This window comes from Devosia sp. T2-14 (assembly GCF_055397495.1).
Genome location: NZ_AP027921.1, coordinates 2340071 through 2356395, shown reverse-complemented (window position 1 = coordinate 2356395; position 16325 = coordinate 2340071). Strand labels below are relative to the sequence as shown.

Annotated in this window: 16 protein-coding genes; 2 read left to right on the top strand and 14 right to left on the bottom strand. The window is 64.0% G+C overall.

Features of this window, described 5'->3' with window-relative positions; all coding sequences use genetic code 11:
• Positions 1-62: 62 nt before the first annotated feature.
• The 5 genes from phnK to phnG are packed head-to-tail and all read right to left on the bottom strand — an operon-like array spanning position 63 to position 3902.
• Complete coding sequence (phnK, locus tag ACZ5WT_RS11615; protein WP_464283952.1) at positions 63-836, bottom strand: phosphonate C-P lyase system protein PhnK; 774 nt, start codon at positions 834-836, stop codon at positions 63-65.
• Positions 837-885: 49 nt separating this feature from the next.
• Positions 886-1767 (bottom strand): alpha-D-ribose 1-methylphosphonate 5-phosphate C-P-lyase PhnJ, encoded by an 882-nt coding sequence (locus ACZ5WT_RS11610; protein WP_464283951.1) that lies wholly within the window; start codon positions 1765-1767, stop codon positions 886-888.
• The gene (locus tag ACZ5WT_RS11605; RefSeq protein WP_464283950.1) at positions 1764-2852 is read right to left on the bottom strand and encodes a carbon-phosphorus lyase complex subunit; all 1089 of its coding nucleotides are present in this window, start codon (positions 2850-2852) and stop codon (positions 1764-1766) included. The genes ACZ5WT_RS11610 and ACZ5WT_RS11605 overlap by 4 nt, the downstream gene beginning before the upstream one ends.
• A gap of 2 nt (positions 2853-2854) precedes the next feature.
• Entirely contained in the window at positions 2855-3454 is a 600-nt protein-coding gene (gene phnH, locus ACZ5WT_RS11600; protein ID WP_464283949.1) for a phosphonate C-P lyase system protein PhnH, read from the bottom strand.
• Position 3455: 1 nt separating this feature from the next.
• The gene (gene phnG, locus ACZ5WT_RS11595) at positions 3456-3902 is read right to left on the bottom strand and encodes a phosphonate C-P lyase system protein PhnG (protein WP_464283948.1); all 447 of its coding nucleotides are present in this window, start codon (positions 3900-3902) and stop codon (positions 3456-3458) included.
• A 76-nt stretch (positions 3903-3978) separates the two neighbouring features.
• Here phnG and phnF point away from each other — a divergent pair, with 76 nt between their 5' ends.
• Complete coding sequence (gene phnF / locus ACZ5WT_RS11590) at positions 3979-4704, top strand: phosphonate metabolism transcriptional regulator PhnF (protein ID WP_464283947.1); 726 nt, start codon at positions 3979-3981, stop codon at positions 4702-4704.
• A gap of 132 nt (positions 4705-4836) precedes the next feature.
• Here phnF and phnN read toward each other — a convergent pair whose 3' ends face one another.
• The 9 genes from phnN to ACZ5WT_RS11545 form a co-directional block, all read right to left on the bottom strand.
• On the bottom strand, positions 4837-5400 hold the full coding sequence (phnN, locus tag ACZ5WT_RS11585) for a phosphonate metabolism protein/1,5-bisphosphokinase (PRPP-forming) PhnN (protein WP_464283946.1): 564 nt from the start codon (positions 5398-5400) through the stop codon (positions 4837-4839).
• Entirely contained in the window at positions 5397-6545 is a 1149-nt protein-coding gene (locus ACZ5WT_RS11580; RefSeq protein WP_464283945.1) for an alpha-D-ribose 1-methylphosphonate 5-triphosphate diphosphatase, read from the bottom strand. Before ACZ5WT_RS11580 ends, phnN begins: the two co-directional genes overlap by 4 nt.
• A 275-nt stretch (positions 6546-6820) precedes the next feature.
• Positions 6821-7888 (bottom strand): Gfo/Idh/MocA family protein, encoded by a 1068-nt coding sequence (locus ACZ5WT_RS11575; protein ID WP_464283944.1) that lies wholly within the window; start codon positions 7886-7888, stop codon positions 6821-6823.
• On the bottom strand, positions 7885-8739 hold the full coding sequence (locus ACZ5WT_RS11570; protein WP_464283943.1) for a sugar phosphate isomerase/epimerase family protein: 855 nt from the start codon (positions 8737-8739) through the stop codon (positions 7885-7887). Before ACZ5WT_RS11570 ends, ACZ5WT_RS11575 begins: the two co-directional genes overlap by 4 nt.
• A gap of 138 nt (positions 8740-8877) precedes the next feature.
• On the bottom strand, positions 8878-10284 hold the full coding sequence (locus ACZ5WT_RS11565; protein ID WP_464283942.1) for a CehA/McbA family metallohydrolase: 1407 nt from the start codon (positions 10282-10284) through the stop codon (positions 8878-8880).
• Between the two features lie 100 nt (positions 10285-10384).
• A complete protein-coding gene (locus ACZ5WT_RS11560) occupies positions 10385-11497 on the bottom strand; it encodes an ABC transporter ATP-binding protein (protein WP_464283941.1) in 1113 nt (370 codons plus the stop codon).
• Positions 11498-11509: 12 nt separating this feature from the next.
• Entirely contained in the window at positions 11510-12340 is an 831-nt protein-coding gene (locus ACZ5WT_RS11555; RefSeq protein ID WP_464283940.1) for a carbohydrate ABC transporter permease, read from the bottom strand.
• Positions 12341-12344: 4 nt separating this feature from the next.
• Positions 12345-13301 carry a carbohydrate ABC transporter permease gene (locus tag ACZ5WT_RS11550; protein ID WP_464283939.1) on the bottom strand — a complete coding sequence of 319 codons (957 nt, stop codon included), beginning with the start codon at positions 13299-13301 and terminating at the stop codon, positions 12345-12347.
• A 323-nt stretch (positions 13302-13624) separates the two neighbouring features.
• Positions 13625-14971 (bottom strand): extracellular solute-binding protein, encoded by a 1347-nt coding sequence (locus ACZ5WT_RS11545; RefSeq protein WP_464283938.1) that lies wholly within the window; start codon positions 14969-14971, stop codon positions 13625-13627.
• A 299-nt stretch (positions 14972-15270) separates the two neighbouring features.
• Here ACZ5WT_RS11545 and ACZ5WT_RS11540 point away from each other — a divergent pair, with 299 nt between their 5' ends.
• The gene (locus tag ACZ5WT_RS11540; RefSeq protein WP_464283937.1) at positions 15271-16317 is read left to right on the top strand and encodes a LacI family DNA-binding transcriptional regulator; all 1047 of its coding nucleotides are present in this window, start codon (positions 15271-15273) and stop codon (positions 16315-16317) included.
• Positions 16318-16325 lie beyond the last annotated feature (8 nt).

Genomic DNA, 16325 nt, shown 5'->3' with positions numbered 1-16325 from the left:
AATAGGCTTCCCTCCCCCCTGTGGAGAGGGAGTGAGGGTGGGGGCATGGGTGAACACCGGCTTCACACCTGCAAAATCGAGCTGACCAGCAGCTGCGTATAAGGCTCGCGGGGATCGTCGAGCACGCGGTCGGTGAGGCCGGCTTCGATCACCCGCCCATCCTTCATCACCATCATGCGATGGCTAAGGAGCCGGGCCACGGCGAGGTCGTGGGTCACGACGATCGCCGCCAGGCCCAGTTCGCCGACCAGTCCGCGCAGCAGATCGAGCAGGCGCGCCTGCACCGATACGTCGAGGCCGCCGGTCGGCTCGTCCATGAACACCAGCCGTGGGCCGGTGACGAGATTGCGGGCAATCTGCAGGCGCTGGCGCATGCCGCCGGAGAATGAGCGCGGCTGGTCGTCGATGCGGTCGGAAGCGATTTCCACGCGCCCGAGCCAGTCGAGAGCGGTTTCACGGATGTGCCCGTAATTGCGGTCGCCCACCGCCATCAGCCGCTCGCCCACATTGGCGCCGGCCGATACCGTCATGCGCAGGCCATCGGCCGGGTTCTGGTGCACGAAGCCCCAGTCGGTACGGACCAGAAAGCGCCGTTCCGCCTCGCTCAGCTCATAGATATTGCGCCACTGCTCATCGCGCATCCGGTACATCGTCCGGCCCGCACTCGGCTCCAAAGTGGCCGATAGGGAGTTCAGCAAGGTGGTCTTGCCCGAGCCGGATTCCCCCACAATGGCAAGCACTTCGCCGGGATAGAGCTCGAAGCTGACATCGGCGCAACCCAGCCGGCTGCCGTAATACTTGGTCAGGTTCTCGACCTTGAGGAGTGGTTCGCTCATTTGCTCACTCGTGAATTATGGGAATGGCTCAGCGGCAGAAACGGACCGCTCATTCTGCAGCCTCCATCACGTCGCCGCCCAGCACGCCCCGGTGCCCGGCCAGCCTGCGCTCCTCGCAATTGTCAGTGTCCGAGCAGACGAACATGTGCCCGCCGCGATCGTCGAGGATCACCTCGTCGAGATAGACCTGCTCGCCACCACACAGTGCGCAGGGCTCGTCGAAATGCTGGATCTCGAACGGGTGGTCTTCGAAGTCGAGGCTCACCACTTCGGTATGGGGCGGCACGGCATAGATGCGGTGCTCGCGCCCTGCCCCGAACAGCTGCAACGCCTCGCTCATGTGGAGCTTGGGGTTGTCGAATTTGGGGATCGGCGACGGGTCCATCACATAGCGGCCCTCGACCTTGACCGGATAGGCGTAGGTCGTTGCGATATGGCCGTGCCGGGCGATGTCCTCATAGAGCTTGACGTGCATCAGGCCGTATTCCTCGAGCGCATGCATCTTGCGCGTCTCGCTTTCGCGCGGCTCAAGGAAGCGCATGGGCTCGGGGATCGGCACCTGATAGACTAGGATCTGCCCCTTGGAGAGCTTGCGCTCGGGGATGCGGTGGCGGGTCTGAATGATGCTAGCATCGGCGGTGTGGGTGGTGGTCGCCACCTGCGCCACCTTGGCGAAAAATGCCCGGATCGACACGGCATTGGTGGTGTCGTCGGCCCCCTGGTCGATCACCTTGAGCACGTCTTCCGGGCCGATGATCGATGCGGTGACCTGCACCCCGCCGGTGCCCCAGCCATAGGGCATGGGCATTTCGCGGGACGAGAACGGCACCTGGTAACCCGGCACCGCGATGGCCTTGAGAATGGCCCGGCGGATCATCCGCTTGGTCTGCTCGTCGAGATAGGCAAAGTTGTACTGAGCGGGGGTGGTCATTCTGCGGCTTCCTGCATTTCGGCGGCGTCGTGCTCGGCGCGCATGCGGCGGATCAGGTCCAGTTCGGCCTGAAAGTCCACGTAATGGGGGAGTTTGAGGTGTTCGACGAAACCGGTCGCCTGCACGTTGTCAGAGTGGGCGATGACGAATTCCTCGTCCTGCGCGGGGGCAACGATGTCCTCGCCGAATTCGCTGGCGCGCAGCGCGCGGTCGCAGAGCGACATGGCCATGGCCTTGCGTTCGGCCTGCCCGAAGACCAGCCCGTAGCCGCGGGTGAACTGCGGCGGAACCTTGGCTGAGCCCTTGAATTGATTGACCATTTGACATTCGGTCACCCGGATGCGGCCGAGATCGACGGCAAAGCTCAGCTCGGGCACGTCGAACTCGACGCTGACTTCGCCGATGCGGATTTCGCCGACAAAGGGGTGGGTGCGGCCATAACCGCGCTGGGTGGAATAGCCCAGTGCCAGCAGGAACCCTTCATCGCCGCGCGCCAGGGCCTGCAGGCGCAGGTCGCGTCCGAGCGGGAAATCGAGGGGTTCGCGGGTCAGGTCGCCGACCTCGTGATCGGGATCGGTTTCCCCATCGGGCTCCATCAGCCCCTGCCGGCCCAAAAGGTCGGTGACGCGGGGCGCCTGTTCCGCCTCGCTGTCGCGCTTTTGCGGCGCCGGCACGGCATCCTCGACCACCGAAGGATCGAGCAGACGGTGGGTGTAATCGAAGGTCGGCCCCAGCAGCTGCCCACCGGGCAGATCCTTGAAGGTCGCCGAAACACGCCGTTCTATCAGCATGTTACCGGTTTCGATCGGCCGGGAATAACCGAAGCGCGGCAGCGTGGTGCGATAGGCGCGGACCAGGAAGATCGCTTCGATCAGGTCGCCGCGCGCCTGCACCAGAGCGAGGGCGGCCAGTTCCTTGTCGTAGAGCGAGCCCTCGCCCATGGTGCGGTCGACGGCGAGGCCCAGCTGTTCGACGATCTGGTCGAGGCGCAGCGCGGGCACCGAGCGGTCGCCACGGCGACGGTCGGCCAACAGCGCATGGGCATTGGCAATGGCGGCTTCCCCGCCTTTGACGGCTACATACATGTCTAGTGTCCTTCCGAAATACGGGTCGAGCGCGGCAGGCCCATCACCTGGCCATCGGCCACCAGCAGCAGGTCGATTCCGCGCGGGTAGAGCTGGCGGTTTTCGGCCCACTGAGTGAGGAAATTATCGGGCAACCCCAACGGGTTGATGTGGCCGTGCCCCTTGATTCCCGGACCTTCGAGGGTCAGCGCCGGGCCACCATCTAGCGACGGCACGGCCAGAACGATGGTGGTCGAGCGGTCGGGATATTCCTGGCTACCCAGATTGAACTGATCGAGCAGCGGTAAAGCACTGACAGCACTCGCGAAAGCGAACACGGCCCGGCCCGGCTCGCGGACGATCGGGGCGCCGGTGTGGAAGCCGATAAAGGGAGCGACGCCAGCGTCGTTTCGCAGGGCCTCATCCAGCCAGATTGCGGTATCCTGATCGGCTAAGGTCAGGAGAACACTCGCCAATTCGCCGGTCAGCGGACCATGGGAAGCCGCTGGCCGGGACAGACTTTGCGGGGTGCCGGGGTTGGCGAGGGCATCCATGATCGCCCGGAAGCAGCTTTGGGACTGCAGGACGGGTGCGGTGAAACCGCCATCGAGAACAGCGTCCATCTCAATTGTCTCCGCGAACCATGGTGAAGAAATCGACCCGCGTGGCCGCCGTCTCATCGCGGCTCTGCTGATCGGCTTCGGACGCAAGTGCCTGAAGCGGCGTGATAATCTCGCGCTCGACGGCTGCGCCATCGCGCTGCCACAGGGCATCGATGACGGCGATGACCTCGGCCTTGGCGAGATCGCGCCCCAGGCAATAGCCGTGTCCGACCTCGCCACTGGCGATGCGGACGCTGGCGCGGCTGACGGTTGCCTCACCCAGATTGAACGGTGCGCCACCGCCGCCGGCCCGGCCGCGGACCATCACCATGCCCACTTCGGGCTGGCGGACGATGGTGTGTTCGGGCTTGTTTTCCCAGCTGTCCCAGAGGTTTGCGAGGGCGCGGCTGGGGGCGGCGGCGAGGGTATCGAGTACCGCCTTGCGGGGATTGGGACTGTCTGTCTGCATGCTTGCCTCGATTTGTCTATTATAGTAGACAACTGATGTCGTTATTCCGGTCCTACGCCGCCTGTGTGAAAGTGCAATGACAATCTCAAAAGATGCGTCCGGCGGGGTCGCCTTATGGCGGCAGATAGCCGATGCGATCCGGCTCGATATCGTTGGCGGCAAGCTGGCACCGGGCGATCGCCTGCCTACCGAAGCTGTTCTGGCTGAACGATTTTCTGCCAATCGCCATACCGTGCGGCGGGCCCTTGCCGTGCTCGCCGACGATGGTGTCGTGGGGGCAGAACAGGGCCGCGGAACCTTTGTGCGCAACACCAGGCGACTGAGCTATCCCATCGGCCGGCGCACCCGGTTTTCGGAGGGTTTGGCGGGCCAGGCGCAGAGCACGACCAGCCGCCTGATCGGGCATAGAATCGAGTCTGCCAACGCGGCGACGGCCCAGGCGCTGGGGCTCAAGCCGGGGGCCAGAGTTACAAGCATGGAGACCATTTCGCTTGCAGATGGCAGGGGTTTGTCTCGCGCCACAACGCGGCTGAATTATAGGGATTTTCCGGATTTTGCAGAGCGGTTCATGACGCTCAACTCGTTCACGGCAGTGTTCGCCAGCTATGGCATTGCCGACTATGCGCGTGCCTCGACACGCATTTCAGCGCGCCATGCCGACGTGGAAGAAACCAAGCTTTTGGGGCTGGTGCCAGGAGCGATCTTGCTGGTGTCGGAAGCGATCGACGAGGATTCCAATGGAAATCCAATATCTTATGCGCTGAGCCGGTTTCCGGCGGATCGGATGGAACTGGTGGTGTAGCGTCGCACTATCCACACCTTCGGCACCGACCACGGACTTGATCCGTGGGGCATTATCTACTCGGCGAGCGTGACGGGAGGCCCGCGGATCAAGTCCGCGGGCAGCGGCGGTGTGTGGGAGAGATTTTGGGCGTTAGGGGTGCTCGACCAAACCAGCGCAGTCTTGCAGCATGCTGACGAATTTCTTGCCCGCTTGCTGCAATTCGCCCGAATTATCGATGCGTACCGTGTTGGCCGGCAGGTGATCGTCGACCTTGCGGGCCAATCGGGCCTGGATGGACTCGATGGTCTCGCGACCGCGATTAGCGAGACGCGTGGCGATGACGTCGCGCGTGGCAGTGACGAGCACCACGACCGCATCGGGATAGCGCTCGACCAGTGCCGGGATCATCCGGCGCGACAGGTTGGCGATGACCACCTTGCCGGCACGCAGATCGTCCTCGATGGCAATCGGCAGACCGTAACGCAGGCCATGGGCATCCCAGCTGAGGGCGAAGTGACCGCGCGCCTCGGCAGCGGCGAATTCGACTGGGGTCAGGGTATCGTGATCTTCGGTATTGCCGTCGGCGGGACGGGTGACGACGCGGCGCACGAAATGGAACTTGCCGCCATCCCCCAGGCGCTCGCGCGCATAGAGGATGAGGCTATCCTTGCCAACACCGCTTGGTCCGACGACCGCTACAAACCGCCCGCTCATATCACCCGCTGACCTTGGCGCCACACGGTGCGCACAATGGGAATCCCGTCTTCGACCCGAACATGGACCAGATCGGCGCGCATGCCGATAGCAATCTCGCCGCGGTCGGTGAATCCGGCCGCATCGGCGGGGCGCTTGGTGACCATCTGAATGGCCTTGGAGAGGCTGACGCTTTCGACCACATCGGCCAGGGCAAAGGCAGATTGCAGCATGCTGAAGGGGATATAGTCGGAGGAGATGATATCGAGCAGGTCGGCCTCGGCGAGGGCCCGGGCCGAGACATTGCCCGAATGCGAGCCGCCGCGCACGATATTGGGACCACCCATGAGGATGGCCATGCCGGCCTGGCGCGATGCCTTGGCGGCTTCCATCGTGGTGGGGAATTCGGCGATGTCGATGCCGAGGCCAACGGCCTCATCGACGTGATCGCGCGTTGCATCGTCGTGGCTGGCAATGACGATGCCCCGGGCCTGGCACAGCTCGGCGATCGCGCGGCGATGCTTGCCGGAGAATTCCTGCGATTCCGCATTGCGGCGGCGGGTGAAGGCATCGAGCTCGGCATCGCTCATCTTGAGCTTGCCCTGGTAGTAGGTCTTGTAAGCGTCCATGGACGAAAACTGACGCTGGCCGGGGGCGTGATCCATCAGCGAGGCGAGACGGACCTGCGGATCATCCTGGATGAGGCTGAAGCTTTCGAGGCAATCGGGGGCCGAGACTTCGCAGCGCAGGTGAATGTGATGCTCGGCCCGCAGGCGACCGGCATCGCTGCCAGCGCGAATGGCATCGGCGAGAATGCGCATTTCGGCGGCGCCCATATCGGCGTGTTCGTCGAGGCCCACGCGGATGGCATCGAGCACCGTGGTGATGCCCGAAGCGGCGATCTGGGCATCATGGGCCTGAACGGCCGCCACGGGGTTCCAGCGCACCTTGGGGCGCGGAGCATAGTGGGTTTCCAGATGATCGGTGTGGAGTTCGACGAGGCCGGGGATCAGGTAATCCCCGTCGAGATCGAGGCCGGTGCGCGAGGGGGAACCGATATCGGTGATGACCCCGCCATCGATGCGCACGGAGCCCTGCCGAACTTCGTCGGCCAGCACCACGCGCGCGTTGCCAAGAACCAGATCTCCGGTGGCGATGGAATTCATGAACAGACCAATCCTTGCGCTCAAGTCAGCAAGCGCGGGCACTAGCACGCATGTGTGACTGTTCCGCGACGGCGGGGGTGATGGGGGCGTGGCGGTTGTGGAAGGACAGATACCCCCACCCTTCATCCCTCCCCACAAGGGGGAGGGAGACGACTGGGAGTTCGGGGCAAGGTAGGGCGGCATGCGCTGGGTGGGCTTCCCTCCCCCTTGTGGGGAGGGAGTGAGGGTGGGGGTGGTGGCCCCAGCAAAGGGCCCACTTCCCCTCCCCGATCCGCTTAGCGGAAGTGGGTGGCGACGGATTTGAAGAGTTCGAGGTCGGCCAGGGAATCCTGCAGGGTGGTTTTGGGGCGGGTGCCGGTGGTGATGCTGTGGTGGAAGGCGTTGAGCTCGATGCGGAAGGGGTCTTCGTAGAAGGGGCCGACGATTTCGGTGCCGGTATCGGTCATGGTCGAACTGGTGATTTCGAGGCGCGTCGGCAGGTTGCGGATATAGGGCGTGTCGTAGTTCATGCGGAAATGCTGGGTCTGGGTCAGCACTTCGATGCCCGCATCGAAGCGGGAGACATCGTCGATGACGGCTTCATAGAGCGCGGTGAAATGGCCGTAGTCGAACAGGGCCACCACCGTCTCGCCGCCATGCTGCAGCGCGTAGGAAACGCCCTTGGGCGTGCCGAGCAGGTCGCGCATGGCCGAGAAGCTGTGCGAGCTGAGGCCGGTGAGCACCTGATAGGCGCGCAGGGCGTCAGGCGGGCAATCCTCGCCCATGACCGACTTCAGGATGGCCTGGGTGGCGGCGCGGCCTTCGGCGATCAGCGCGGCGGGAACGTCAGAGGGTTTGAAGATATTGCGCGTCTGGGCGACGAAGAACGGGGCTTCGCGGATGATGTCGCGCACGCGGACGTGGCGAATGGTCTCGAGCGCCGGGAGACGGTTTTTGAGTTCGAGGAAGGCGCGCGAGAAGCGGCGCATGTAGCCGACGAAGACGATCTTGTCGTTGGTGGCATCGAGCTCGAGGATCGGCCGGAGCTGATCGGCGGACAGGCAGGCCGGCTTTTCGATGAAGACGTGCTTGCCGGCGCGGATGGCCTGCTCCAGCAGCGGTGCGTGGAGGAAGTCGGGCGTGAGGATGAAGACCGCGTCGAGATTGGGATCGGCAATCAGGGCCGCCGCATCGGGGTGGCGGGTGGGGACGCCATAGCGGGTGGCGACATAATCGACGAGGCTTGGCGACACGTCGGTGACGGCGGCGATGGCAAAGCGGGCATCGTCGGCCAGGAGCGGCAGATGCATGAGTTGGGCGACTTCGCCCAGGCCAATGAGGCCGACCTTGATGGGGGTGGTCATGCCGAAATTCCATTCATATAGGCGAGATTGCGGGCGGCGAGCTGGAGCGGGGTTTCGAACGTGTTCTCGGCCACGTCCTGCTCGACCACGATGGGGCCGGTGAAGTTGCGATCGGCGAGGAGACGCATCACTGCCTGGATATCGACCGCGCCATTGGGCAGCGGGCACATGACCCCTGCCCCATAGGACTGGGCGACGCTCAGGGAGCCATCGAGCACCTTGGCGCGCACGGCGGGATCGACATTCTTGAGGTGCATATAGGCGATGCGGGGGAAAACCCGCTCCATATAGGCGATGGGGTCCTGGTCCCAGAAGGCGTGGTGGCCGGTATCGAAGCACAGGTCGATATCGGTTTCGGCCAGGAGGCGATCGATCTGGGCTTCGCGTTCGACGGCTGTGCCGACATGGGGGTGGAAGCTGAGCTTGAGGCCGTATTCGCCCTCGACCAGCGCCTGCGCATCGCGGACCATGCCCGTCAGCACCTGCCAGCCGGCTTCATCGAGCACGCCCTCCTGCCCCTTGGGATAGAAATTGCTCTCGTCCATGATGACGAGGTGGCGGGCATCGAGCGAAACCAGCAGGGCCGACAATTCGCGCAACGTGGCCATGAAGGCCGGCGCCGAGGCGGCATCGCCGAAGGTGTGGACGTGGGTAGCGCCGATCAGGGTCAGACCGCGGCGTGCCATTTCCTGCTTCAGAACGGCGGCATCCTTGGGGAGGAAACCGAAGGGCCCGAGTTCGGTGCCGCGATAGCCGGCGGCGGCCACCTCATCAAGATATTGCTGCCAGGTGAAGGCATTGCCGGTGGGATAGGTGATGCCCCAGGAACAGGGGGCGTTGCCGATCAGCATGGTGGGTACTCGGGGTAGGTTGGGCGGAAGAGTGGATTCCCCGCCTGCGCGGGAATGACGTTGTGGGTGTGCGGGTTGGCCGGGGGCTGTCAGGCCCCCACCCGGCCTCCCCCTGGCAGGGGGAGGAGCAGGACGGGATCAGCCATCCAGGTAGATCGGGTTGCTCAGGGCGCGGCGGATGGGTTGGTGGGCGAGGTCGGTGCCCTGGAGCTGCCAGGGCAGTTCGCGGCCATCGAGGGCAGCGGTGAATTCGGCGACGAGGCTGTCGCGGCTGGCCTTGGCGACGATCTCGGCGCGGATGAAGCCGGCGGCGGTGTGCGGCAGGGCAAAATCGTGCTGCCAGTTGTCGCCCGCGATGGTGACTTCGCCGATGGGGCCGGACTTGTCGATCCAGACCAGCAGGTCGCCTTTGGCACCCTTGACCAGCGCCTGCACGGCGCGGGCGCCGGGGACGGTGGAGCCCATGGGCTGGCCTTCGGCTGTTATTTCAAGATGCGGGCCGGTGGGGCTTTCGGTGATGTAGCCGTGCCCCGACTTCATCGCGGCCAGCACCGCATCCTCGCTGAGCTCGGGCAGGAAGAGCACGGTGGTGGGGCGCGCGAGCACCAGCGGGCCCTCGGGCATCAGGCGATCGGGCTGGTGGAAATCGGAGCCGCCAATGGCGGAAAGCTTCATCCCCGCGGCGAGGCGCTGCTGATAGCGATCGAGCGAGACCCAGTTCCAGGCCAGCCAGGTGGATTGCCAGACTTCCTGGCAGTCAGCGGCAGGGAAATCGTAGTCCCACGGGATGGTGGGCTTGTCGTGGTTGATCGAGAGCAGGCCGCCGTGCTCGTGCACCAGACCGGCCAGGATGTGGGCGTCGGACGGCTGGGTCATGCGGAAATCGATCCAGGCGTCGACGCCATAGACGTTGGCATGGCCGACGGCGGTTGTGACTTCCATGGCGCGCACGAAAACCAGATCGGGGCTGGATTGCGGGTGGAAATAGCGGCGCTGGGTGATGGTGTTGTGGTCGGCGATGGCGAGGAAATCGAGCCCGGCCTGCTTGGCGGCGGCGTGCAGCAGCTCTGGGGCGCCGCGGGCATCGGAATGGTAGGTGTGGCAATGCAGGTCGCCGCGATACCAGCCGGCCTCGGCGCGCACCGGGAAGGTGCGGGCGGGCTGGGGCGCGAGGGTGCGCGGGGCGCTGTCGAGAGCGATGGTGACGCTGACTTCGGCACCGGCCTCGGGAACCTTGTAGAGGCCGAGGATGACGTTCCAGGTTCCAGACGGGATCTCGCCGTGGACATAGCCTGGGGTGGCGTCGTCTGTGGCGATGAAGAAGCTATCGCGCGCGCCGCCGCTCCAGCCGCGGAAACCTTCATTGGTGGGATAGCCAGTGTCGCGGGGATCGAAGGCGCCGAGGTCGATGACGCAATCCTCGGCCTTGGGATAGGCGAGGGTTACGTCGATGCGGGTGGTTCCGGCGGGGACCTCGAAAGGGATGTAGAAATAGGGATGGGCGGCCTGATCGGCTCGGGTGACGGTGACGGTGGTGGTGGTCATGGCGCGAGACCCAAAATTGAACCAGGCAGCCCCCGACTCTTGATCCCTCCCCACGAGGGGGAGGGAGACGACTGATAGGCCGGGTAAGACGACAGAGATGTCACAGAGGAGCCTCGTTGTCGGCGGGGATGCGCAGGCCGGCGCTGTCGAAGAGGTGGACGTGCTCGGCGAGGAAGCCCAGGGTGACGGCCTTGCCGAGCTGGAGGTGATCGTCGGTGAAGATGCGGGCGGTGACGCGGGCGGCGTCGGCACGCTCGACGGTGACGAGGCTTTCGGGGCCCATATTCTCGTTGGCGAAGAGCTCACCCGCGAGCGTATTGCCGCTGCCTGATGAGGCGATGGTCAGGTGCTCGGGGCGGATACCCAGGGTGAGCGACTTGCTGGCCTTGAGGGCATTGGCGATGCCGTTGGACATGGGCAGGCCGGCAATATGCAGGCCATCGGCCACGAGCTGGAGCTGGCCGTCGCCGGCCATGGCTTCGACGGGCACCAGGTTCATCGGCGGATTGCCGACGAAGTTGGCAACGAAGGTCGTCTTGGGGCGGCGATAGATCTCGATGGGCGAGGCGTATTGCACGATCTTGCCCTGATCCATCACCGCGATGCGGGTGGCCAGCGCCATGGCTTCGGCCTGGTCGTGGGTGACGTAGACGGCCGTCATGCCCATGTCGCGCTGCAGATGATTGAGGAAACCGCGGGCCTCGAGGCGCAGCTTGGCGTCGAGGTTGGAGAGCGGTTCGTCGAACAGGTAGACGCGGCTGGGATAGACCAGGGCGCGGGCGAGCGAGGTGCGCTGCTGCTGGCCGCCGGAAATCTGGCTGGGGAGCCGGTCCATCAGGTGGCCGATCTTGAGCACGTCGGCCACTTCCTTGGCGCGGCCATGGCGCTTGGCGACGTTCTCGCCGCGGACCTTGAGCGGATAGGCGATGTTGTCGGCCAGGTTCATGTGCGGATAGAGCGCATAATCCTGGAACACCATCGAGATCTGGCGGTCCTTGGGGTGGAGGTAGGTGACATCGTCGCCACCGATCAGCACCTGGCCCGAGGTGGGGGTTTCCAGGCCCGCAATCATGCGCAGGCTCGTGGTCTTGCCGCAGCCCGAGGGGCCGAGCAGGCACACGAATTCGCCATCGCCGATCGACAGGCTGATATCGGAAACGGCGTTGAACTCGCCGAAGGTCTTGGAGACGTTTTTGAACTCGACTGAAGCCATGAATGAGGCGCCTTAGGCTTTGATGCCGCCGAAGAACCGGAAACCGAATTTCCAGCTCACGAACAGGTAAAGGACAATGACAGGGAGCGAATAGATCAGCGCGTAGGCGGCCAGCAGGGTCACCGTGGGCGTGCCTGCTTCCGAATAGAAGGAGTAGATGGCCACCGATGCAGGCATGTTGGAGTCGCTGCGCAACAGGATGAAGGGGATGAGGAAGCTGCCCCAGATGTTGACGAAGGCCCAGACCACGACCACCACGATGCCGGGGCGGATAACCGGCAGGGCGACGTCGAAGAAGGCCTGCACAGGGGAGGCGCCGGCCACCATCGCACTCTCCTCATAGGATTTGGGGATGGAGTCGATGAAGTCGCGCAGGATGAACATGGCGGTGGGCAAGAGGCCCCCTGCGAAGACCAGAATGACCGCCAGGTGGGTATCGATCAGTCCTGCCGCCGAGACGATGAGGAAGATCGGCACCATGGCGGCCGAGCCCGACACCACCGAGGAAAACAGCAGCAGGATATAGGTGACAGCGCCCTTGCCGGGGATGGAGGAGCGGCTGAGCGCATAGGCGGCCAGCGTTGCCGCTGCGCCCACCAGAATGACGCCGCCAACCGACTGGATCAGGCTGTTCCACAAGGCGCGCACGGCGAAATTGTTCTGGAACACCGTGACGAAGTTGGAAAGCGTCCACGGATCGGGAATGGCGAGGCCCAACTCGGCCTTCGCATTGAAGGGGGCGAACAGGAACCAGATCAGTGGCAGGGCGAAGACGACACCGATCAGCGCGGCGAGTGCCGAGAATGCGATGCGTCCGAGATAGGCGGGAAGCGTGAGTTTCATTGGTCTAGCTCCGCTTCTTCTTGCGGCCAAGGCTGAGATAGATCAGCGCGAAGGCGAGGTTGATCAGCATGATGATGACGCCCACCGCTGCACCCTTGCCGAACTCGAAGTCGCGGAAAGCCACGCGGTAGTTGTAGATCGAGATCAATTCGGTGCGGTACGACGGCCCGCCATTGGTCAGCAGGAACGGCGTGAAGGTGTTGAAGGTCCACATGGTGATCAGGATGAGATCGGTGACGATGTGGCCCCGGATCAGCGGCAGGGCGATATCCTTGAACTTCTGCCAGGATGATGCGCCCGCCACGTCTGCCGCCTGGAAATAGCTCGGCGGGATGGAGGAGAAGGCGGAATTGAACAGCATCATCGAGAAGGCGGCACCGCGCCAGGTATTGAAGACGACGATGACCCAGAATGGCTGATCGAGCAGGAAATCGCCGCGCGGCAGGCCGACGCTGGTCAGCAGCATATTGAGCGTGCCCTGATCGCGATCGAGGAAGGCGAACCAGGCAAAGCCGATCACCACTTCGGGCAGTATCCAGGCGGCGATGACGAAGGTCTCGGTGATCCGCTTGACCCACGGCGGCACCGTCTGGATCAGCCAGGCGAGCAACAGACCCAGCAGCGCCTGCCCCACCAGTGCGGACAGAAGCACGAACTGGGTGGTGAGGATCAGCGAGAAGCCAAACTGGCCGCGCTGGAAGAAGTTCGAGAAATCGAACAGCGTCATGTAGTTGGCGAGGCCAACAAATTCCGGATTGAGCGCAGACCGGCCCAGCAGCGTGCGATTGGTGAAGGAAACGAAGATCACCCAGAAGAAGGGCGCGATGACGAAGATCGCCACCAGCAGGCCCGCTGGGGTGAGAAAGGCAGCGCCGGCCCGGGTGGACAGCAGCGCGAAGCTTTTGGCAGCCTTGGGCTGGGGGGAGGCCGCGAGCGGCTCGGTGGTGGTCTCGGTGGTCATGCCGTTTCCCTGATATCGTCCAATGCGCGGTGTCGGTCCGGCACTGGCCGGAATCCGGATTTGTGGGCCATCCAGTCACTGGATGACGCGGGTCGCCTTCAGCATGGATTCCGGCCTGCGCCGGAATGACACTGTGGGTTAGGTCTCGATCCCGTTAGGGAGCGGTGCTGCGGGGAGCGTGACACCCCCACCCTGCTCGATTCACGGACTTAGTTGGCGCTAAGCCCGATCTCGCGTCCCTCCCCACAAGGGGGAGGGAAAGAAAGAGGCAGTGGGGTGTCCGACGCCCAAGGGCGCCGGACGGTCCGTGGAGGACGGCTGGATCAGAGCAGGTCGACGGTGTTGTCGGCGCCCACGATGCGGATGACGCTGGCCTTGTACTGGGCCAGGGCTTCTTCCGGCGACAGTTCGCCAGAGACGACGCTTTCGGTCATGCGCTGGATTTCGGCCGAAACCGCATTGTAGCTCGGATCGTTGGGGCGAGCGGTGGTGATCGGCAGCAGGGCCTGGCTGGTTTCCGTGAGGAAGGGGCTATTGGGAATAGCTACGTCCGTGCGGGCCGTGATGCGGGGCTGGATCTTCTGGAACGCGGCAAGCTGCTCGGGCTCGTTCATGAACGAGAGCAGAGCCCAGGCTTCCCTGGGGGAGTCGGTTGCGGGATTGAGCACAAAGCCCGTGCCGCCGGAAATGGTCACGAAATCTTGGCCACGAATGCCCTTGCCGGGCGTCTGAGCCGGAACCTTGACCCAACCTTCGACCTGATCGCGGTTCGGCACGGCGAATTCGGAACCTTCAGCGGTGACCGAGCGATAGAAATAGTCACCCTCGAACAGCAGCGCGGTGACACCATCGCGGAAGTTGGCAAAGCTGCGGTTGCGGCCATCGGCCAGCAGCTGAACGCGGGCATCGCCGAGCTTTTCGTCGACATAGATGGTCTTGTAGAGGTTGAGGGTATCGAGGATGCCCTGGCTACCAACGATCCACTTGCCGCTCGCGTCCTTGACCCCTTCGCCGGTGCCCAGCAGCGCCAGCCAATAGCCCTGCATGGTGGTGGCTTCGCCCATGGCAACGCCAGCATTGAGCTGGATCGGGAAGCTGTCGGGGTTCTTGGCCTTGATGGCGCGACCGGCTTCGAGCACGTCTTCCCACGAGGCGGGCTGCCAATCGGCAGCGATTCCGGCATCGGCAAGGATATCCTTGCGGGTGTGGATCATGCGCACGTCGGTGCCAAGCGGAATGCCGTAGAACTTGTCCTGGTAGAGCATGAGGGCGCGCGAACCCTCGGACAGCTTGTCCCAGCCGGACCAGTCATTGACTTCGGCGCCGGCGACTTCATCGAGGGACTTCAGCAGGCCACCCTCGACAAAGCTCGGGATGAGGAAGCCGTCAAACGCCGACACGTCGGGGCCAGCGCCGGTGGAGAAATCGAGCGCGAGCTGCTGGGTCAGCTGGGCATCTTCGCCGCCGAACTGGTTGAGCTTGACGGTAACGCCGGGATTGGCAGCGACGAAGGCGGGGATGACGCCCTCTTCGATCCACTGCGCGGTGGCGGAATTGACGCCGCCAATGACGCAGCGGCAGGTGATTTCGAGATCGACGGCAAATGCCGGGCCAACCATTGCGGTGGCGCCGACCAGGCTGAATGCCAGGGCACGAACACGATTGTTCATCGCGAATTCTCCTCCATGTGGCGGCTCCGAATTTTCCGGTAGCCAAGATTGGCCCATCACCCCGCGGATAGCGGAGAGCGACGAACCCGCAATTGATGAACACGTTTTCACTTTGAGTCAACAGGCGACCAAAATCCGGAACAACGTGCGCAGGGAGCCTGCCAAGCTTGTGCAACGAATGTGTGACTATCCGGCGCTTTCCGGGCATTGAGGGGCGTGCATCAGCCTTGACAGTGAGGGGGCAAGGGCTCACTAGAATTGCACACGCTTTCATAATTTGAGTTCGGAGTGACCAAGGCTTGAGCGAGCGAAGCACAGCAGCGCGAGAGCGCGCGACAGCGGAAATGGTGGCCAAGGCCGCCAATGTTTCGCGAGTCGCGGTGTCGCGCGCCTTCAATCCGCACACCTCGCTGAAGCCGGAAAAGCGCGAACTGATCCTGAAGGTGGCGCGGGAGCTGAACTACACGCCGGACCGCGCGGCGCGGGCGCTGGTGAGCGGGCGATCGCACCTGGTCGGCATCATCGTACCTGACGTGTGCAGCCACTGGGAAAGCCAGGAAATCGACGCGCTGACCACCGCGCTGCAGAACGAGGGTTTTGCCACCCTGCTGTTCAAGACCCGCACCGACTACAGCATGGACGAGACGCTGCTGGCCTATATGCGCGGCTTCAACCCCGACTCCGTCATCGCCTTCGTGGAGAACGTCAAACCGACGACGCTGGCGCGCGTGCTGGACCGCGCCGTGCCGATCTATGTGCATTATCCGCATGCCCAGAACGCCGACGAGACCGTGCCGACCGAGGGGCCGCTGTATGACCGGATCAACGTGCTGCAGCATACCGGCATCGAGCAGGCTGTGGCCATGCTGCAGGCCTATGGGGCCAAGCGCATCGCCTATGTCTCGGGCGCCAGCCAATCGCGGGCCAATGTCTCGCGCGAGTGGATGTTGCGCAGCGTGCTGGCCGAGCGCGGCCTACCGCCGCCGATCGTTGCCAAGAGCGACTTCAGCTATGACACGGCCTATGCCGCAACCATCGACCTGTTCCGCGTGGGCGGGGGCGCCGACGCGATCTTCGCCGCCAATGACGTAGGCGCATTCGGGGTGCTCGATGCGCTGCGGCACGACCTGGGGCTGCGCGTGCCCGAGGACGTGAAGGTGGTCGGGTTCGACGACATCGCCCAGTCTCACTGGAAAAGCTACAACCTCACCACGGTCAAATTCGAGCTCGACGAGCGCGTGCGCGCGCTGGTCCGGCTGATCCTGCGGCGGCTCAACGAACCCAATGCCCCTGCCCTGGTGGAAACATTGCAGACCCGGCTTGTCGTGCGCGGCACGGTCGGCTGACCGGAACA